The 20,432-nt window shown below is 66.4% G+C and carries 13 protein-coding genes; all 13 read left to right on the forward strand.

From position 1 onward, the window contains the following. Positions 1-3 precede the first annotated feature (3 nt). The 13 genes from BLV20_RS00110 to BLV20_RS00170 all read left to right on the forward strand — a co-directional run bounded on the left by BLV20_RS00110 (position 4) and on the right by BLV20_RS00170 (position 20,371). On the forward strand, positions 4-1,371 hold the full coding sequence (locus BLV20_RS00110; RefSeq protein WP_092295220.1) for a DotU family type VI secretion system protein: 1,368 nt from the start codon (positions 4-6) through the stop codon (positions 1,369-1,371). Further along, the gene (gene tssM / locus BLV20_RS00115; RefSeq protein WP_092295223.1) at positions 1,368-4,880 is read left to right on the forward strand and encodes a type VI secretion system membrane subunit TssM; all 3,513 of its coding nucleotides are present in this window, start codon (positions 1,368-1,370) and stop codon (positions 4,878-4,880) included. Before BLV20_RS00110 ends, tssM begins: the two co-directional genes overlap by 4 nt. Further along, positions 4,877-5,569, forward strand: a complete 693-nt coding sequence (tagF, locus tag BLV20_RS00120) for a type VI secretion system-associated protein TagF (protein WP_092295226.1) — start codon at positions 4,877-4,879, stop codon at positions 5,567-5,569. Before tssM ends, tagF begins: the two co-directional genes overlap by 4 nt. A gap of 16 nt (positions 5,570-5,585) precedes the next feature. Beyond that, positions 5,586-6,311 (forward strand): PP2C family protein-serine/threonine phosphatase, encoded by a 726-nt coding sequence (locus BLV20_RS00125; protein WP_092295229.1) that lies wholly within the window; start codon positions 5,586-5,588, stop codon positions 6,309-6,311. 34 nt (positions 6,312-6,345) lie between these two features. Further along, positions 6,346-9,423, forward strand: a complete 3,078-nt coding sequence (locus BLV20_RS00130; protein WP_175540130.1) for a serine/threonine-protein kinase — start codon at positions 6,346-6,348, stop codon at positions 9,421-9,423. Beyond that, positions 9,423-10,139, forward strand: coding sequence for an ABC transporter ATP-binding protein (locus BLV20_RS00135; RefSeq protein WP_092295232.1), 717 nt, complete (start codon positions 9,423-9,425; stop codon positions 10,137-10,139). The genes BLV20_RS00130 and BLV20_RS00135 overlap by 1 nt, the downstream gene beginning before the upstream one ends. After that, the gene (locus BLV20_RS00140; RefSeq protein ID WP_092295234.1) at positions 10,139-11,326 is read left to right on the forward strand and encodes an ABC transporter permease; all 1,188 of its coding nucleotides are present in this window, start codon (positions 10,139-10,141) and stop codon (positions 11,324-11,326) included. Before BLV20_RS00135 ends, BLV20_RS00140 begins: the two co-directional genes overlap by 1 nt. Positions 11,327-11,399: 73 nt before the next feature. Next, positions 11,400-13,064 carry a formylglycine-generating enzyme family protein gene (locus BLV20_RS00145; protein WP_371914289.1) on the forward strand — a complete coding sequence of 555 codons (1,665 nt, stop codon included), beginning with the start codon at positions 11,400-11,402 and terminating at the stop codon, positions 13,062-13,064. Between the two features lie 144 nt (positions 13,065-13,208). Further along, positions 13,209-14,147, forward strand: coding sequence for a type VI secretion system-associated lipoprotein TagQ (tagQ, locus tag BLV20_RS00150; RefSeq protein ID WP_092295240.1), 939 nt, complete (start codon positions 13,209-13,211; stop codon positions 14,145-14,147). Positions 14,148-14,602: 455 nt separating this feature from the next. Further along, positions 14,603-16,393, forward strand: coding sequence for a type I secretion system permease/ATPase (locus BLV20_RS00155; protein WP_092295243.1), 1,791 nt, complete (start codon positions 14,603-14,605; stop codon positions 16,391-16,393). Next, positions 16,359-17,687 carry an HlyD family type I secretion periplasmic adaptor subunit gene (locus BLV20_RS00160; protein WP_175540111.1) on the forward strand — a complete coding sequence of 443 codons (1,329 nt, stop codon included), beginning with the start codon at positions 16,359-16,361 and terminating at the stop codon, positions 17,685-17,687. The genes BLV20_RS00155 and BLV20_RS00160 overlap by 35 nt, the downstream gene beginning before the upstream one ends. A gap of 3 nt (positions 17,688-17,690) precedes the next feature. Next, on the forward strand, positions 17,691-19,085 hold the full coding sequence (locus BLV20_RS00165) for a TolC family outer membrane protein (RefSeq protein WP_092295246.1): 1,395 nt from the start codon (positions 17,691-17,693) through the stop codon (positions 19,083-19,085). Positions 19,086-19,654: 569 nt separating this feature from the next. Beyond that, positions 19,655-20,371: a response regulator transcription factor gene (locus BLV20_RS00170; protein WP_092295250.1), complete on the forward strand. Its 717-nt coding sequence runs from the start codon at positions 19,655-19,657 to the stop codon at positions 20,369-20,371. Positions 20,372-20,432: the final 61 nt, after the last annotated feature.

Raw genomic sequence — 20,432 nt, forward strand, 5'->3', positions numbered from 1 at the left:
GTCATGCACCCGATCGATGATCCCTTCGGCAGCTCTGGCATAGGCGGCACTTCAGGCGGCGCCTCGCCGGGCGGCAACGACCATACCCTGATCATGCCGCGGCCCGGCGGGCGCTCCGTCGATGCCTCTGGCCCAAGGAAGGATGGCGCCAGCGCCGCCGATCCGCACATTGCGATGCCGGGCGCGCCGGTGGCGAGCAGCCTGGCCCAGGGCCTCAACCCGCTGGAGCGGGCGGCCGGCCCGATACTGGCGTTGCTGACCCGCTTGCGCAGCACCCTCGCTCACCCGCAGCCGGCCAGCCTGCGCGCCCAGTTGCTGGCCTACCTGCGCCAGTTCGAGGAGCAGGCGCGCGCCGCCGGCGTGGCCCAGGATGAAGTGATGCTCAGCCGTTATGTGCTCTGTACCGCGCTGGACGAGGCGGTCCTCAGCACCCCCTGGGGCAGTACCAGCGACTGGGGCAAACAGAGCCTGCTGATCACCCTGCACAACGAAGCCTGGGGCGGTGAAAAAGTCTTCCAGCTGCTCGAACACTGTCTGCAGAACCCGCAGCAGCGCCTGCACATTCTCGAGTTGCTGTACCTCTGTATCTGCCTGGGCTTCGAGGGCCGTTACCGGGTCATGAATGACGGCCGCAGCCAGCTGGAGGCCTTGCGCGAACGCACCAGCGCGACCATTCGCAGCGTGCGCGGCGAATTCGAGCGCGAGCTGTCGCCGCATTGGCGGGGGCTCAGCGTGGTGCGCGATCGCTTGTCGCAGTTCCTGCCGCCCTGGGTTGGCGTGGCCATTTGCCTGGCCGTGCTGTTGCTGCTGCTGTTCGGCTTGCGCCTGAAGCTGGCGGCCGACGCCGAGCCGGTGTTTCGCAATATCCACGCCCTGGGCGAGATCCCGGTGCAAACCATCGACCGTCCACCGCAGCAGCCTAAATTGATCGAACGCCCGCGCCTGGCGCGCTTCCTCGCCGAGGACATCAAGGCCCAGCGCGTTGCCGTGGAGGATGCGCTGGATCGCTCGGTGGTGACCATCCGTGGCGACGAGTTGTTCGCCTCGGGCAGCGCGAGCATTTCCGAGCAGTTGCAGCCATTGCTGCTGCGCGTCGCCGATGCCCTGCGCCAGATCAAGGGCACGGTGCAGGTCACCGGGCACAGCGATAACCGACCGATCGCCACCTTGCGCTACCCCTCGAACTGGAAGCTGTCGCAGGATCGCGCGCAGCAAGTGATGGAGATCCTCGCCGCCCGCAGCGGGCAACCCGAGCGCTTCACCGCCGAAGGGCGCAGCGACGCCGAACCTGTCGCGTCCAATGACAGCGCCGCCGGACGCGCCAGGAACAGGCGCGTGGAGATCACCGTGCTAGCGGAGGGCAACCAGTGAAGGCCTTTATCAATTTCCTGGTGCGCTGGGTGGTGCCGCTGCTCGGCCTGCTCGCCCTGAGCCTGGTGGTCTGGTTCCTCGGCCCGCTGATCATCGTCGCTGGCTATGAACCCTTGGCCCCGGCGGCCGTACGCTGGGCACTGATCGGCCTGTTGTTCCTGGCCTGGATCGGTGTGCGCGTATTGCGCATCGTCCAGGCCCGGCGCAACGCCGCCAAGGTCATGCAGGGCCTGGCGGCGGTGGCGCCGGATGCGGCCAGCGTCGCCACCGCCGAAGAGTTGGCGGCCCTCAAGCAACGCATGGACGAAGCGCTGCAATTGCTCAAGCGCAGCAAGCTCGGCGGTAACGAGCGGCGCAACCTTTACGAGCTGCCCTGGTACGTGATCATCGGCCCACCGGGCTCGGGCAAGACCACCGCGCTGGTCAATTCCGGGATGCACTTTCCGCTGGCCGAACAGATGGGCAGCGGGGCGATCCGCGGAGTCGGCGGTACGCGCAACTGCGACTGGTGGTTCACCGACGAAGCGGTGCTGCTGGACACCGCCGGGCGCTACACCACCCAGGACAGCCATGCGGCGGTGGACAAGGCGGCCTGGCTGGGCTTTCTCGACCTGTTGAAGAACCAGCGCAAGCGCCGGCCGATCGATGGCGTCTTCGTCGCCATCAGCCTCTCCGACCTGCTATTGGGCAGCGAGGCCGAGCGCGGCGCCCATGCCCGGGCCATCCGCACGCGGGTGCAGGAGTTGTATAGCCAGCTCGGTGTGCGCTTCCCGATCTACGTGATGCTCACCAAGTTCGATCTGGTGCCGGGGTTCATGGAGTTCTTCGACGCGCTGAGCAAGGAAGAGCGCGCCCAGGTCTGGGGCGTCACCTTTGCCCTGGACGATGGCAAGAGTGCCCAAGGCCCGCTGGCCCGTTTCGACGAGGAATTCACCGCCCTCGAGGCGCGTCTTACCGAGCGCTTGGTCGAGCGCCTGCAACAGGAGCGCGACCCCAACCGACGCGATCTGATCTACGGCTTCATCCAGCAGTTCGCGGCGTTGCGTCATAACCTGTCGTCTTTCCTCGAAGGGGTATTCAAGCCCAATCCCTATGAAGAGCGTGCGCTGTTGCGCGGGCTGTACTTCACCAGCGGCACCCAGGAAGGCAGCCCCATCGACCGTCTGATCGGCAGCATGGCGCAAAGCATGAACCTGGATCGCCAGCACCTGGCGCGCCAGACCGGCACAGGTCGCAGTTACTTCATCACCCGCTTGTTCCGCGATGTCGCCTTCGGCGAGCGCGGCCTGGTCGGCAGCAACCCCAAGGTCGAGCGTCGGCATCGCTGGATCAACCGTGGCGTACTCGCCGCCAGTGCCTTGGTGTTGCTGACGGTGACGGCCATCTGGGTTGCCAGCTACCGCGCCAACCAGGCCTATATCGCCGAGGTGGACGCGCGCCTGGCGCCGCTCAAGGGGCAGGTCGAATCCCTCAGCCCGGCGCAGCGCGAGGTATTGGCCGTGCTGCCGCTGCTCAACGCCGTTCGCCATGTCGCCGACAATTCGCTGTCCTGGGCCGAAGGCTATGGCCTGTTCCAGGGCGACATGCTCGGCGCCGAAGCCGCCAGCGTGTACCGCAAGCTGCTGATCGCGGTGCTGGCGCCGCGTCTGCTGACGCGCATCGAGGAACAGTTGCGCAGCGGCGGCAACACCGAGTTTCTCTACGAAGGCCTCAAGGTCTACCTGATGCTGGCCAGCGCCGAGCACTATGACGCCGATGCCATCAAGACCTGGATCAACCTCGACTGGGACCGCAGCCTGCCACGCGACCTGGCCCCGGAACAGCGGCTGGCCCTGGCCGAGCATCTCAATGCGCTGTTCGCCCACAAGCCACCACCGGCGAGGCTGGACGAGGAGCTGTTGGCCGACCTGCGCCGACAGTTGCAACAGATGTCCGTGGCGCAGCGGGTCTACAGCCGGGTGAAACGCCAGAAGCTGCCCGAGGGCGTAGCGGATTTTCGCCTCAGCGAAGCGGCCGGGCGCGACGCCGCCCTGGTGTTCACGCGCAAGAGCGGCAAGCCGCTGAGTGATCCGTTATCCGGTTTCTATACCTACCGCGGCTACCGCCAGGCGTTCATGGTCGCCAGCCTCAGCCAGTCCGGCGCCCTGGCCGAGGAACAATGGGTACTCGGCCGGCCACTGAACGACAACCAGGATGTCGCCAGCCTGGCCCTGGAGGTGCGTGCCCTGTACTTCCAGGATTTCCTCAACCAATGGGAAACGCTGCTCGGCGATCTCGACTTCGTCGCGATCAACAGCATCGCCCAGGCCGCCGATGTGCTGCGGGTGCTCTCCGGGCCAAACTCGCCACTGAAGAAACTGCTCGCCGCGGTGGCCAGGGAAACCAACCTGCAACAAGAGGATCGCCTGCTGGCCGAGAAGCTCAAGGCCGCCGACGGCACCGTGGACAAACTCAAGCAGCAGCTCGGCTCGCTGGTCGGCCAATCGACCCAGGAAGATTCGCCGACAGCCTCGCAGGTCGATCCCATCACCGCACGCTTCGCCGAGCTCAATAGCCTGCTGGCCACCAGCGGGGAGGGGCCCGCGCCGATCGACGATCTGCTGGCCCAGCTCAACGAACTCTATGTGCAGGTCAGCGCCATGAGCGGCGCCAGCGGCGATGCCTTGCTCGGCGAGGCGAAGAACCAGGCGGTGGCCACGGCATCGCGGGTCAAGCTCGGCGCCGAACGTCAGCCGCCACTGGTGCAGAAGCTGGTCAACTCGGTGGTCAGCTCTACCACCAGCAGCATGATGGGCGGCATCCGCACCCAGCTGAACGCGGCCTGGGTCAGTGAGGTGGTGAATGTCTACCGCCAGTCCCTGGCTGGCCGTTACCCCATGGTCAGCTCCAGTTCGCGGGAGGCGACCCTGGAGGACTTCGGCAACTTCTTCGGCGTGGGCGGGGTGATGGACAACTACTTTCGCAAGTACCTGCAACCCTACGTCAACACCTCGACCAGCAACTGGCGCTGGCAGCCCGGCGCCGCGGAAAAGCTCGGCATAGGCCCGGGCGTGCTGCAAACCTTCCAGCGCGCCGCGGCCATTCGCGATGCCTACTTCCGCGCCGGAGGCACCCGGCCGACGGTTCGCTTCGAACTCAAGCCCGTGGCCATGGACGCCTCCATCAGCCAGTTCCTGCTCGACCTGGACGGCCAGCAGCTCAGCTACGACCATGGCCCCAGCCGGCCGATGGCGATGCAATGGCCGAGCCCCAACAGCCTGGGGGTGGTGCGCCTGTCTGTCACGCCGCCCACCAGCGCCGGTCGTTCGGGACTGACCCTGGAGGGGCCCTGGGCCTGGTTTCGCCTGCTGGAACAGTCCGACCTGACCCAGGGCAACGCCCCGGACCGCTTCACCCTGCGCATGCGCGTCGACAGCTCCAGCATCTCCTGCGAGCTGCGCGCCAGCAGCGCGTTCAACCCGTTCAAGGGCCGGCTGCTGTCCGGCTTCAGCCTGCCGGAGCGCTTGTGAGCAGCCCCGGTTTCTACGGCAAGCTGGCCGGCCGCGGGGACTTCATCCATCGCGGCCTGTCGCCGACCTTTGTCGAGCGCTGGGATGCCTGGCTCTCCGCCGGCATGGCCACCAGCCAGGCGGCGCTGGGGACGGCCTGGCTGGATGCCTACCTGGTCAGCCCGCTGTGGCGCTTTGCCGTGGCGGCGGGCCTGCTCGGCGGCGAGGCGGTGGTGGGGGTGATGATGCCCAGCGTCGACCGGGTCGGGCGCTACTTTCCGCTGACCATAGCGCTGTCGCTGGAGCCCGAGAGCGATCTGGGAGCGCTGGTGGCCGGCCCGGATGACTGGTTCGAGGCCGCCGAGGCCCTGTTGCTCTCGACCCTGGAGCCCGAGGCCGATGTCGAGGCCTTCGAGGCCGCGGTGCCGGCCCTCGGTAGCCCGGTCTGTAGCGCGCAGGTGCCGGGCATGCAGGCGCTGCCGGGGCAGATGCGCTTCGCCGCCACGACCGCGGCGGCGCGCGGGGCGGTGCTGATGCAGCACGCCTGCGAGGGCGCGAGCCTCTGGTGGGGCAAGGGCTCCGGACGGGTCGCCGCCGGCCTGCTGCGCTGCCAGGGGTTGCCGGCGGCGCAGGATTTCAGCGGTTTTCTGCTGGGCGAGGGCGGCTGCGCGTCGCTTGCGCAAACCGTGCAGTTCGATTTCGGGAGCTGATTTTGGGAGCCAGGGCATGTCATCAGCCGTAACGCGTTACGAATCCGCCAGCCACAGCCATGTCGGCATGGTGCGTCAGGTCAACGAGGATGCCTGTCTGGATGCGGTGCAAGCCGGCCTCTGGGTGGTGGCCGACGGCATGGGCGGGTATACGGCGGGCGATTTCGTCAGCAGCCTGATCGTCGATACGCTGCGCGCCATCCCGCCCGAGCCCTCCTTGCCGGCCTATGTCCAGGCGTTGGTGGCGGCGCTGGAGCAGGCCAACGCGGCGGTTCGCCAGGAAACCGCACAGCGTGGTGTCAGCATCATGGGCAGCACCCTGGTGCTGCTTGCCGCCCGAGGAGCCAACGCCACTTGCCTGTGGGCCGGCGACAGCCGCCTGTATCGCCTGCGCGAGGGCCAGCTGGAGGTCATCAGCCACGACCACAGTTATGTCCAGGAGTTGCTGGACAACAGGCTGCTCAACGAGGCCGAGGCGCGGGAGCATCCCATGGCCAACATCGTCACCCGTGCCGTGGGCACCCAGGACCAGCTGGAACTCTCGGCCGTGGACCTGGAGGTGCGTCCCGGCGACAGCTTCCTGCTGTGCAGCGACGGGCTGACCAAGACCGTCGAAGACCATGAACTGCGCGAGGTGCTGGGCAACGCGAGCCCCTATGAGGTGGTCCGCAGCCTGGTGCACCTGGGGCTGACCCGGGGCGCTCCCGACAACATCACGGCGGTAGTCGTCAATGCCCACTGAAAACGCATCAGCCGAAGAACGCTCGAGTCTGGACATGGACATTCCCGGCTATGCGATCGAGCGCGAGCTGGGCGAGGGCGCCATGGCCACGGTCTACCTGGCGACCCAGCGCTCGCTGGAGCGCAAGGTGGCGCTCAAGGTCATGGCCGCCGCGCTGGCCGCCGACCGCACCTTCTGTGAGCGCTTCCTGCGCGAGGGCAAGACCCTGGCGCGGCTCTCCCACCCGCACACCGTGACCATTTACGACATCGGCAATGTCGGCCACTTCTATTACATGGCCATGGAGTACCTGCCAAACGGGACGCTGAAGGAACGGATCGCCGAGGGGCTCAGCCCGCAGCAGGGCCTGGTCTACCTGCGCCAGATCGCCCTGGCCCTGGGGTATGCCCATGCCCAGGGCCTGGTGCACCGGGACGTCAAGCCGGCCAATATCCTGTTCCGCGCCAACGGTTCGGCGGTGCTCTCGGACTTCGGCATCGCCAAGTCCCTGGAGGACCATACCCAGTTCACCCAGGCCGGTTTCGCCGTGGGCACACCCAGCTACATGAGTCCCGAACAGGCCCGCGGCCGGCAGATCGACGGGCGCACCGACCTCTACGCCCTGGGGGTGGTGCTCTACGAGATACTCACCGGCAAGCTGCCCTATACCGGCAGCGACTCGCTGTCCACGGCCCTGGCCCACTTGACCGAGCCGCTGCCCGAACTGCCCATGACCCACGGCCGTTACCAGGGGATTCTGCGCAAGCTGCTGGCCAAGGACCCGGCCGAGCGTTTTGCCGATGCCGATGCCCTGATCGCCGCGCTGGACAACCTGCCGCCCGCCGGGCCGGCCGATGCCGAGGCGACGCAGTTGCGCCCATTGCCGTTGCCGCCCGCAGCGACCGCCGGCCAATCCGCGACGACCGGCCTGGGCGGGCTGACGCCGGTTTCCCTCGACATGCCGCCGCTCGCTGCGCCAGAGCCCGCACCTGAGCACGCACCCCAGCCAGCCGCCACGGCCACATCCACAGGGGCCGCAAGCCTCGGCGCGGAGCCGCCGACCGGGTCGCGCGGGCCGTCGTGGGCGCTGCTCGGTGTGGCCGTGGCCGGGGTACTGGCCTTGGCTGGCGGGGGCTACTGGTGGCTGCGCTCGGCGCCGCCGGTGGAACTGCAAAACGGCCAGGTCGAGGCCAGAAAAACGCCGGCTGGCGATGAGCAGGACTCGCCCGCCAAGACGGCCAGCGCAGCGCAACCGCCGCTGGCGACGAACGCCGACGGCGGCGACCGTCCGCTGTTGATGCCGGGCAAGAAGACCCTGTTCCAACGGGTGCTGAGCAAGCCCGGCGCACAGCTGTCCGGGCAGCCCGGAGCGGCGCCCAGCGGCGCAGCGCTGCCGGCGTTCTCGGTGCTGTATGTCTATCAGCGCCAGGCGGTGGCGGGTGGCACCTGGCTGGAGGTCGGCGCCGCCAGCGATGGCCAGCGCGATGGCTGGTTGCCGGCCGAGCAGGTCAGCGACTGGAAGCAGAGCCTGGTGCTGAAGTTCACCGAGCGCTCCGGCCGTTCGCCGGTCATGTTCCTGCGTGAAGCAAGCACCCTCGAACGGTTTCTGGCGGACACGGCCCAGGCCCGTAGTGCACTGCTCAAGGCGCAGAACGAAGGCGGCGTGGACCCGCAGATCGTCGCGCTGGAGCCTGCGGCCAGCGCCATTCCCCAGGACCAGTTCTACCTGCTGCCGATTTTCGAGGCCCGCGAGAGCTTCGATGCCAACGGTCTGCCGGTGCAACTGCTCAACGTGGCCTCCATCGACCCCGGCAATACGCCCCTGGGCAAGGCCGGGGGGGCGGCCAAGGCCGCCAGCGATGCCTTCCGCACGGCGATCGTGCTGGTGGTCGACACCTCGGTGTCGATGCAGCCCTACATCGACCGGGTGCGCCAGGTGGTGCAGGCGTTGCACCAGCAGATCGCCAGCCGTGGCGACCTGGACAGCGTCAGCTTCGGCATGGTGGGGTTTCGCAGCAACGTCGAGAAGACCCCGGGCCTGGAATATGTGGCGCAAACCCTGGTGAGCCTGGAGGAGGGCCGCGATCCACGGCGCTTCCTCGAGCTGGCTGGCCAGGTCAAGGCCGCCCAGGTGTCCAGCCACGCCTTCAATGAAGATGCCTTCGCCGGTGTGATGGCGGCGGTCGAGGGCATGGACTGGAGTGCCTATGCCGGGCGGCTGATCCTGCTGGTCACCGACGCTGGCGCCCTGCGCAAGAACGATCCGCTGGGGCGCACCCAGATGAACGAAGCCGAGGTGCGCGAAGCCGCCCTCAGCAAACAGGTCAAGATCTATGCGCTGCACTTGCGCACCGAGGCCGGCCGGAAAAACCATGACTTCGCCGAGCAGCAGTACCGCAGCCTGACGGCCGACGCCAACCCGCAGATCGGCGACCTGTATATCCCGGTGGCGGGCGGCGATGTCGGGCGCTTCGGCGATACGATCGCCGAGATCGGCTCGGTATTCGCCGAACAGGTGCATCAGGCGCGCAATAACCAGCTGCCGAGCCTGCCGCCGCTACAAGGGACACCGAGCATCGCGAGCAAGGCCACGGCCATCGGCTACGCCATGCAAATGGACTTCCTCGGCCGCCAGTCAGCGGTCCGTGCACCGCAGTTGATCACCGCCTGGACCTCCGACCACGACCTGACCAACCCCTCGCTGCCGGCGTTCCAGGTCTGCGTGCTGCTGACCAAGCTGCAGCTCAACGACCTGCAGCAGTCGCTGAAACTGATTGTCGACGCGGCCCGCCGCACCCAGACCTCGCCCAAGGATTTCTTCCAGGAAATCGCCAGCGCCAGCGCCCATATGAGCCGCGACCCGACGCGGTTGAAGCAGGGCGGCAACCTGGTCGAAGGCGGCGTTCTCGGCGAGTACCTGGACGGCCTGCCGTATCGCAGCAAATCGCTGACCATGACCCAGGATCTCTGGTTGTCCCTGAGCGTGGCCGAGCAGCAGGACTTCATCGACGAACTGGAATCGAAGATCCGCCTGTACGAGACCTTCCACAACGACATTGCCAACTGGGTCCGCTTCGGCGAGGCCCAGCCGGGCGATGCGCTGTACCGCGTGCCCCTGGCGACGCTGCCCTGATGCTCAAGCTCAGGGATATCCGCAAGACCCGCGGCGAGGGACCACAGCGCTACAGCCTGGTGGTGCCCCAGCTCGACCTGCGACCGGGCCAGCGCCTGGCCCTGGTAGGCCCCAGCGGCAGCGGCAAGAGCACCTTGCTGGACCTGCTGGCCCTGGTGCTGTCGCCGGACCCGGGCGGCGTCTTCGAATGCCGCGCCGACGACCGTACGCTGGATGTCGCCGGGCTCTGGCGCGGCGGCCGCCAGGATGTGCTGGCCGGGCTGCGCAGCCGGGTCATGGGCTATGTGCTGCAGACGGGCGGGTTGCTGGGGTTTCTCGACGTGCAGCGCAATATCGGCTTGTCGCGGGCGCTGCTCGGCCTGCCGGCCGATGCCACGGTCAGGCGCCTGGCCGAGCAGCTGGAAATCGCCGACCAGTTGCACAAGCTGCCGGCGGCACTGTCCGTGGGCCAGCGCCAGCGGGTCAGCATCGCCCGGGCCCTGGCCCATGGGCCGAGCATCGTGCTGGCGGACGAGCCCACCGCCTCGCTGGACCCGCTGAACGCCGAACGGGTCATGCAACTGTTGGTGGCCCAGGCCGAGGAGCGTGGCGTGTGCATCCTGGTCGCCACCCATGACGAGGCGCTGGCCCGGCGCGCCGGGCTGCAGCTGCATCCCTTGCAGGTGCAGCGCGGCGCGGATGGCGGGGTCACCGCGACCCTGGCGGGAGGTGGCTGATGCGCCTTGCCCTGATGGCCCTGCTGGCCTGGCACGACTACCGCGCCGAGGTGCGCCTGTCGGCTTGCGCGGTCCTGGCCCTGGTCGCCGTGCTCGCGCCCTTGCTGGTGCTGTTTGGCCTCAAGTTCGGCCTGGTCACTACCCTGACCGAACGCCTGGAGCGCGACCCCGCCGTGCGCGAAGTGGTGCCCATGGGCGGCGGGCGCTTCAGCGCCCAGGCCATCGCCGAGCTGGCCGCGCGTCCCGAGGTCGCCTTCGTCGTGCCGCGTACCCGACAGATCGCCGCGACCGCCGACCTCTACCCGGACGCGGCCGGCCAGGCGCTGACGGTGGAGATGATCCCCACCGCCGCGGGCGACCCGCTGGTGGCGCCGGCGCTGCTGCCCGATGCGCCGGACCAGGTTCTGCTCAGCCAGCGGGCGGCGGAGAAACTCGGGGTCCGGGGCGGCGACGTGCTGAGCGCCGCGTTCGGCCGTCAGGTCGGCGGGCGCCAGGAATACCAGCGCACCCGCCTGCGGGTGCAGGGGGTCTTGCCACTCGCGGCCTTCCCGCGCGATGCGCTGTTCGCGCCCCTGGCGCTGCTGGAAGCCGCCGAAGACTACCGCGACGGCCAGGCCTGGCCTGGGTATGAGCCACAGGTGAACACGGCGCGGGTGTATCCGGGGTTCCGTCTCTACGCCGCGGACCTGGACGGCGTGGAGCGCTTGCGCCGGTATTTCGCCGAGCGCCAGCTGGAAGTCGCGACCCAGGCCGGCGTCATCGCCCAGGTGCGCTCCCTCAGCCACAACCTGAGCCTGGTGTTCTGGATCATCGCCAGCCTGGCCCTGGCCGGGGCCTTCGCGGCGATGACCGCCAGCGCCCTGGCCACCGTCGAGCGCAAGCGCAGGGCCTTGTCGGTGTTGCGCCTGCTGGGGTTTTCGACCGGCGCCCTGGTCGCCTTCGTCGTCCTGCAGGCGCTGTACACCGGGGTGTTCGGCCTGCTGTTGGCCTGGGGCTTGTACGGCATGGCCGAAACCGGGCTGAACCGGCTGTTCGCACCGGCGGCGGGGGAGTACGCCTGCCGGCTGCTGCCGGTCCACTACCTGCTGGCCCTGCTGCTGACGCTGCTCTGCTGCCTGCTGGCGGCGGCCTCCGGTGGCTGGCGCGCGGCGCGGGTCGAAGCATCGGAAGGACTGCGCGATGTGTAACTGGCTGAGGGTTCTGGTCTGGCTGAAGGGCCTGGTCTGGCTGAGGGGCCTGGTCTGGCTGAGGGCTCTGGTCATGCTGGCGCTGGCCGGCGCGGCGCAGGCGCAGGACGCCCCGGCGGATAATCCGAAACCGCTGCCCGATGACCTCAGCCTGCCGCTGCCCTGCGAGGGCGAATTGGTGCTCCGCTACGTCTATGTCCTCGCCAAGGGCACCCTGGACGACCGTGAGGTCAATCTCGGCTATCCCTTCAGCGATGACGATCCGGGCTACCGGCAATCCTTCATCTCCGGTTACCGGCGCGACTACATCAACGGCCAGTTCGTCCTCGACGACCTGCCGGCCGACTGGCAAGCCAGGATCGCCCCGGCCCTACCCAAGAGCGGGGCCGACAGCCTGCTCAAGCCGATGTTCTATTTCGTCGGCAAGTACGAGGTCACCGAGCGCCAATACGCCCTGGTCATGGCCCAGGAGGCGGCCTTGGCGGGGCAGGGCGAGGCACCGGCCTGCGCCCCCATGAGCGACATGTCCGCGCGCTTGCCCAAGGTCAAGCTGTCGCGCCTCGAGGCCGAGCGCTTTGCCGCGGTGTACAGCGCCTGGTTGCTCAAGTACCACCGCGACCGGTTGCCGGTCAGCGGTCGCGGCAAAGCGGCCGAGGACGGCGGGATGGGCTTCGTCCGCCTGCCGACCGAAGTGGAATGGGAATTCGCCGCCCGCGGTGGCCATGCGGTCAGCCGCCAGGCGCTGGAGGCGCGGTTGTTTCCGCGCAAGGTGCAAGGCAGCGACAGCGATGGCCCGCTAGGGGACTGGGCGGTGTTCAGCCAGGTCGCCGGGGGCACGGGGCAGGGCGCGCGGCTGCTGCCGGTCGGGCTGAAAAAGCCCAATCCGTTGGGACTGTTCGACGTGATCGGCAATGCCGCGGAGATGGTCCAGGAGTCCTTCCAACTGGTCCACGCCGGTCGCCGCCAGGGCAGTTACGGCGGCTTTGTGGTCAAGGGCGGCAACTACCTGGAAGGCGAGCTGACGCTGTTCACCGGCATGCGCCGCGAATACCCGCTGTTCGCCGCCGACGGCAGCGAACAGCGCAACGCCACAACCGGTTTCCGGGTGGCCCTGGGCGCGTTGTCGGCACCGCGCTCACGCTATGAGGAGCTGTTCGAGCAGTGGCAGAAGGAGGGCCGTCTGGCGGGCCTGACCGATGAAATCGAGGCTGCCGAAGACCCGACCCAATTACTGGACAGTCTCATCGCCAGCAGCACCGACCCGAACCTGCAGGCCCGCCTGGCGCGGGTGAACGAAGAGCTCAAGCGCAATGTGTCGCTGATCGCCCGGCAGCGCGAGGAGGCCGCGGGCAACCTGATCCAGTCGGCGGCCCTGGTGGCCGAGACGGTCAACAACTACAACATTCGCCTGACCAACCTGAAGAAGGATCGCGATCAGGCGCGGGCCGCCCAGGACGAAGCCACCGCCAAGCTCTATGAAACGGCCATCGGCAATGGGCGCAGTGCGCTCGAGGGTGCCCTGGCGATCTACATCGACAACCTGGCGACCGGAACGCGCTACACCGATGAGGTGATCCAGACGCAGTTCCAGCGGACCCGGGAAGAGCTCAATCACAAACCTGTCCTGGGAAAAAGCCTGGTCACCCGTGCCACGCTTTTCGTCAGGCACGTGGGGCAGTTTCGCCAGCAGCAGCGAGCCGATCCGGAGACGATCCTGAAGGAGCTTCTTGGACCCTGAGCAGGGTGTCGGAACTGCCGTCGGTGGCGGCGAAGACCCGCTAGGCTGGATGTAGCGTCGGCAGGCTTGGCTCACGCTGGACGCAGCCCGCTCTGCGCGTAAGCCGAAACGCAATTGATACGCACAAAAAGGAGAGACATCACCATGGATACTTCACTCAAGAACTGCGCTTGCACCCTTGCTCGTACCCTGCCGTTGCCTACCGCGGTCTGCTGCGCAGTGCTGCTGAGCGGTTGCGCGAGCTTCGGGGCGCCAAGCTCGAAGGTCGCGGCCCAAACCAAGGTCGAGTACTACCCGCAATGCTATGAGCCGGTCAGCCAGCTGCGCAGTTCCGACAAGTCGATGACCAAGTCGGTGGCCACCGGCGCCATTGCCGGTGGCCTGCTCGGCGGCCTGACCGGGGCCCTGGTCGGCAATAGCGGCGATGCCGGCCGCAATGCCCTGATAGGCGCCGCCGCCGGGGCCCTGGTCGGGGGCGCGACCGGCTACTACAGCGAACGCCAGAAGCAGATCAGCGACGACCGTGCGCGCATTGCTTCCTACGCCAGCGACATCGGCCAGAGTACCGGCGAAATCGACCGCAGCATCAGCTACACCCGTACCGCGCAGAACTGCTACCAGCGTGAGTTCACCTCACTGCTCAATGCGCGCAAGGCGAAGAAGATCAGCGACAGCGAAGGGCGCCTGCGTCTGGCCGAGATCGTCAGCGGCCTGAAGGAAACCAACGAGCTGATGGCCGCCGTGGATGGGCGTGCCGGCGAGAGTATCGATGTCTACACCCAGGCCTATGAGAAAGACCTGCAGACGGTCGGTGTGCAACGCCAGGACGTTGCTCAGGTGGCCGCCGTGAAGCCTCCGGCCGCCACCGATAAGAAGGCGGCCAGCAAGAAGGCCAGCACCAAGACAACGACGAAGACGGATGTGCCCAAGGAAGCCGTCACCACCGAGCGCACCTTGCAGCAAGCCACGGCCAAGCGTGAGGAAGGCCAGAAAATCGCTGCCCGTGGCCAGACCATGGTCAACGACGTGTGCAGCAACCCCGACATGGGGGACTGGGCACCGCCGGCCTGCTCGAAAGCCTGATGCGAGAAAAGGGGGGCGGGATCCTGTGCCGATCATCAGCCCCGCCTACCTGATATCCGCCGCGAATGCACCGCTGGTCCTGGCAAGGCCGGCCGGCCAATCCAGCGGCTAGACTCATCGGGATACCCAGGCTCGGCGTGCACTGCACCTGTCGCTACCGACAATCGGATTTTCCAGGGCGTAGCGGGTGTGCGGCGAACCTTGTCGCGCACCTGCAAGGCCTGTCCCGGCATCCCGCGGCGCCCCCGCAGCAGCCACCTCCAATCCGCCCGAGACGGCGCCAGAAGCCCGTGCCAGAGCCATCCGCTCTCCAGCCCGCGGGGCTCTTGCGCATGCTTGCGCGCCGGGCCGTTGGGGGCATGCCGATTGTCCGAGGCGAACCGGCCGATAGCTGCGCGCAGCTGTCCGGCATGATCTAAGCTCCACAAAGGTTGGCTCTCCGCGTAGGAGTTTCAATGCAAAGCACATCTGAAAACAGTCTGAAAGTTGCGTTGAAGGCCTGTAGAGACAGCTTCATTTCTGTTGGTTTTTTCAGCTTCTTCATCAACGCACTGATGCTCGTCCCGACCTTCTACATGCTCCAGGTGTACGGGCGAGTCATGACTAGCGGAAGCCTGACGACCCTGGCCATGTTGACGCTGATCATGACCGGGCTGGTGATCACGCTGGGCTCATTGGAATGGGTACGTTCGCGCATCATGGTCCGGGTCAGCACCCGCCTGGATGTGTTGCTCAGCCGCCAGGTCTACAAGGCCAGTTTCAAACGCGCTCTGGAAAGCGGCGGCATGGACGCTTCGGCCCAGTCGCTCAACGACTTGACCGGGTTGCGGCAGTTTCTGTCCGGCAACGGCCTGTTCGCCTTTTTCGACGCGCCCTGGCTGCCGATCTATATCGCCGTGATGTTCCTCTTTCATCCCTGGTTTGGCTGGGTGGCGACGGGCAGCGCCCTGGTGCTGCTGGTGCTCGCGGTGATCAACGAGATGCTCACGGGTTCGGTGCTGGCCCAGGCCAACAAGGAGCACATCGGCGCCACGCTGCATACCACCAAGAACCTGCGCAATGCCGAAGTCATCGAATCCATGGGCATGCTCGAAACCCTGATGGATCGCTGGGGACGCCGGCAGGGCAGCATTCTGCAGCTGCAATCGCTGGCGAGCGACCGCGCGGCCATTATCAGCACCCTTTCGCGAACCTTCCGCCTGCTCGTGCAATCGCTGGTGCTGGGCCTGGGTGCGTACCTGGCGGTCGACAACCAGGTCGGGGCCGGCATGGTGTTTGCCGGTGCCGTGCTGCTGGGGCGCGCGCTGGCCCCTATCGACCTGATGATTGGCAGCTGGAAGGGCTTTATCGCGGCGCGCTCGCAGTACGGCCGGCTGAACGCCATTCTCGCCAAGCAACAGGCGCAACCCGAGCGCCTGTCCCTGCCGCCGCCCGAGGGGCATGTGCAGGTCGAGAACCTGGTCGTCAGCGCACCCGGTTCGCCCGTCCCGATCATCAAGAACATCAGCTTCAACGTGCCCGCCGGTTGCGTGGTCGGCATCATCGGCCCCAGCGCCTCGGGCAAGTCGACCCTGGCCAGGGCGCTGATGGGCGTATGGGCGCCGCAGCATGGGGTGGTCCGGCTCGACGGCGCGGACATCAGCACCTGGGACAAGCATGAGCTTGGCCCGTATATCGGCTACCTGCCGCAGGACATCGAGCTGTTCGAAGGCAGCGTCGGCGAGAATATCGCGCGCTTCGCCGAGGTCGACCCGGTGAAAGTCATCCAGGCGGCCAAGACCGCCGGCGTCCACGAAATGATCCTGCTGTTGCCCGATGGCTACGACACCATCATCGGCAGCGAGGGCGTCATGCTCTCCGGCGGACAGCGCCAGCGCATCGCGCTGGCCCGCGCGCTGTACGGCAACCCGCGGCTGATCATTCTCGACGAGCCCAATTCCAACCTCGACGAAGTCGGCGATCGCGCCCTGGCGGCGGCGATCCAGAGGATCAAGCAGACCGGCGCGACCCTGTTTGTCATCACCCACCGCACCAACATCGTCGCACAGCTCGATCGGCTCCTGGTGATGATCGCCGGCAGCATCAGTCTCTATGGGCCACGCGAACACGTGCTGGCCGAACTCAGCGCGCAGCAACAGGCGCAAAAACACGCCGTGCCGGCACCCGTGGGCGCCAGCGTGGCTTCGGTCGATACCCGTAAGGACCAAGGCGATGAACCCTGTGATGCTGCCCAGTCGGCAAATTGAAAGCTATATCGACGTGCCGGTATCGGACCACAAGGCGCGTCGCCTGGGTATCATCATCATCGCTCTGACATTCGGCCTGTTCGGCACCTGGGCGGCCCTCGCGCCCATCGACGGCGCGGCTTACGCGCCGGGGGTGGTCACCGTGCAGGCCTACCGCAAGACGGTCCAGCACCTTGAAGGGGGCATCGTCAAGGCCGTGCAGGCCCGCGACGGCGACATGGTCAAGCGCGACGATCCGCTGATCGTTCTTGACGATGCCCAGTTGCGTTTCGAATACGAAATGACCCGCGGCCAGCTGGTCGCGGCCCGGGCCATGGAGGCCAGGCTGATCGCCGAGCGTGACGGGTTGCCGGCCATCAATTTCGAGAAAATAGCCGGTACCGCCAGCCTGCGAGGCGATGAAGCGCGCCAGGGCGAGACCCAGGTGTTCAATGCCCGGCGCGGCTCGCGGCTGGGCCAGATCGCCGTGCTGCGCGAGCGCATCGGCCAGTTGCATCAACAGATCAAGGGGCTGGAGTCGATGGCCGCGGCCAAGGTCCAGCTGCAGGGTTCCTACAGCGGCGAAATCCGTGAGCTGAGCGACCTGCTCAAGCAGGGGTTCGTCGACAAGCAGCGCCTGCTCGAGCAGGAGCGCAAGCTGGGGATGCTCAAGTCGGAGGTGGCCGATCACCGCTCGACCATCAGCAGGACCCATTTGCAGATCAACGAAACGCAATTGCAGATCCTGCAGATCGACAAGGATTTCGATGCCGAAGTGGCCAAGCAACTGGCCGAGGTGCAGACCAAGATCTACGACCTGCAAGAGCGCACCTCGGCCCTGGAAGACCGGCTCAGCCGCATCGTCATCCGCGCCCCCGAGGCGGGCATGGTGATCGGCATGACCGTGCACACCATTGGCGGCGTGGTGCGTCCGGCGACGCCGCTGCTGGACATCGTCCCCTCGGTTTCCGAACTGGTCATAGAAGCCCAGGTGGCACCGGTGGATATCGATCGGGTCGCCATCGGCAAGCGTGCCGATATCCGTTTCGGCGCGTTCAACAGTTCGACCACGCCACCGATCGAAGGCGAGGTCAGCAGTGTCTCTGCCGACCGCCTGACCAATGAAAAAACCGGGGCGGGTTATTACCTGGCCCGGGTCCGGGTCACCGAGGATGGCGTACGCACCCTGGGCGATCGCAAATTGTTGCCAGGGATGCCGGCAGACGTGTTGATCATCACCGGGCAACGCACCTTGTTGCAGTACCTGCTGCAACCGGCGCGCGATGTCATGGCTCAATCAATGATCGAGGAATGACCCATGGGCGTCTCATCGGTTGTGCTGGGAGGGGCATTCATGCTGGCAGCGGGGGGCGTCCTGGCGCAGACCCCACCAGCGACCACGACGGGCGGGGTCAGTGCCTCGACCTTTTCCACGGACCTGTTGCAGTTGTATCGCGAGGCGCGCCTGGAGGATCCGCAGATCCTCGCGTCCCATGCGCAAGCACAGGCCGGCAAGGAGCATCAGCGCGAAGCCCTGGGATCGTTGCTGCCGCAACTGTCGCTCAATGCCGGGACGAACCGCATCCACCAGGAAAACGACCTGATCCAGGAACGCAGCTACGACAGCGAAAGCTACAGCCTGGTGTTGCGCCAGTTCCTCTACAACAAGGCCGCGTGGGAGAACTACCAGAAGTTCAAGAGCCTGGCCAAGCAGTCCGAATCGGAAGCGCTGGATGCCCAGGCCGAAGCCACGGTGGAGCTGGCGCGGCGCTACTTCACAGCGTTGGCGGCCGAGGATGAACTGGAGCTGGTGCGGGCCGAGCGCCGCACCACGCAAAAGAGCCTGGACCGGGTCAATGCGCTGTATGAAAAGCAGTTGGCCTTGATTACCGACCAGCTCGACCTCAAGGCCCGGGTGGACTTGCTCGCGGCGCAGGAGATGGACGCCCGCAACCAGGCCAGTATCAGCCGCGAGTCGCTGGCCGAGATCGTCGGCCGGCCGGTCAAGGAGCGGCTCAACCGGATTCGCAACGACGCGCAGCTGCGGGTCTCGGCGCTGAGCCTGGAGAGCTGGGTGCGCGAGGGTATGGCGCTGAACCCGACGCTCAAGGCAAGCGAAAGCGGGGTCGAGGCGGCGGAAGCGGCGTTGCGCGGCGGCAAGGGCGGGCACTATCCGACCGTGAGCCTGAACCTCAGCGCGCAACAGACCAACGAGGGCTACAACAACACCCTGACCCCGCGCACCGACAGTTACGTCGCCGGCATTGGCGTGCAGGTGCCGCTGTACAGCGGTGGCTCGACTTCGGCGCGGGTTCGCGGGCTCTACCAGGACCAACTGGTGGCCGAGCAGCAGCTGGAAGCGATCCGTCGCCGGGTGGTCAAGGAGATCACCAGCGCTTACCTGACCGCCAATTCGAACGGCGAGAAAATCGACGCCAGCCGCCTGGCCCTGGACTCGGCGCAGCTGTCCAGGGTCGCGGCGGAAAAGGCTTTGAGCTATGGCATGGTCAATGCCGTCGATGTGCTGAACAGCGTGCGCAATGAATTTCGCGTTCGGCGCGACCTGCTCAAGACGCAATACGAGTTCCTCACCAATGTCTTCACCCTTAACCGCTGGGCGGGAAAACCGCCGGTCGAAAGCGTCGAAAGCGTGAATGGCTGGTTGAGCCCCGGCAGTGCCGTCCAGGCCGTGGACGTTGGATCCGAATATTGAGGGGGCGGGATCCAGGCCACCGCCATGGCCCGCGACACAGCGGTTGGCATTGCGAAACCCTCGCCCTGGGCCTGGTAAAACAGGCCGTCGATAAATTGACGTATTAAAAACGCACCCCTCAAGATGCCCGCCATTCGTCTGTTAATTGACGATTTTGCTCGCGACCAGCGGCCTATATCGATTCTTCGTTTTACGTCTAACACCTTGATTTCCCTGAGCTAAAACACCTCGTCGGGAGCCGCGGCGGGGTGCGCGCGTGGGCCCGAGTCGACGACTGACAGATGGACAGGCAGGCAGCGCACCGGCCTGGCCTAGACTCAGTTGAGGGCTCGTGGATACCCAGCGCGCACGCAAGCTATTGATACCTGTTCTTATTTACCTGCTTCGATCGCTTTGCCGGCTTATTGGGAAACTTCCGCAACATCCGCCTGTGCCCGGGTCGCTGACCCGGGCAGGCGTTGTCAGGGCCTTTCGGCGCTCGCATCCGTCCTTCAAGAGCGGGTTGTCGATCATGGAAGGCCAACGCGTATGAAGGTCATGGTTCGTTTTAAAGGGGAGGCAGGAAGATCATGCCAGACCATAAAAAAACGATACGCGTGATGCTGATCGATTGCCGTCCTCTGGTGCTCATGGGGCTTCAGGACTTGATCAATGCGAGGAGGCCCCGGATGGAGGTGAGTGGCCAGGCCACCACCTACACCAATGCGCTGGACCTTGCCGATCGGCTGCGTCCCAATGTGATTTTTTTCAGTTTCTTTCCAGATGCACTGAACCCGCTGGAAGTGGTCGCGGGGCTCACCCACAGCAGCGAGATGAAACTGCTGGTGCTCAAGGGTTTGTACGAAGCGGTGCCGGTAGCCCAGGCGATAGAGGCGGGGGCGCGCGGCATCGTGCTGGCGGAGGACCCGACGGAATCGATCATCAGCGCCATCATCAAGGTCCACCATCACGACGCCGGGCTGGACCGGGCTTGGTCCGGCGGGCTTTCGGGCTATGCCGCGACCCGGCATATACCCTTGAGGTGCAACCTGGAACAGGCGAAACAGGCGCGGCTGACCCTGCGCGAGCGCGAGCTGATTCGCGCCATCGTCGGCGACCCGTCCGCCAAATACATGAGCATCGCCGAGCGCCTGGGCATCAGCGAGCACACCGTGCACAACCACCTGAGCAACATCTACCAGAAGCTCAATCTCATCAATCGCATCGACTTGCTGATGTACGCGCTCAAGCATGGGCTGGTCGACAATGAAGAACCGCCCGACTCGACGTGGGTGGAACTGGATTGAATGCCACCTCGGGACAGGCGGGGCTGCCAGCCCTGTCGCTGTCCTGGTCGCCGGCCGGCTA

The organism is Pseudomonas sp. NFIX28 (genome assembly GCF_900107395.1).
Taxonomy (GTDB): Bacteria; Pseudomonadota; Gammaproteobacteria; order Pseudomonadales; family Pseudomonadaceae; genus Aquipseudomonas.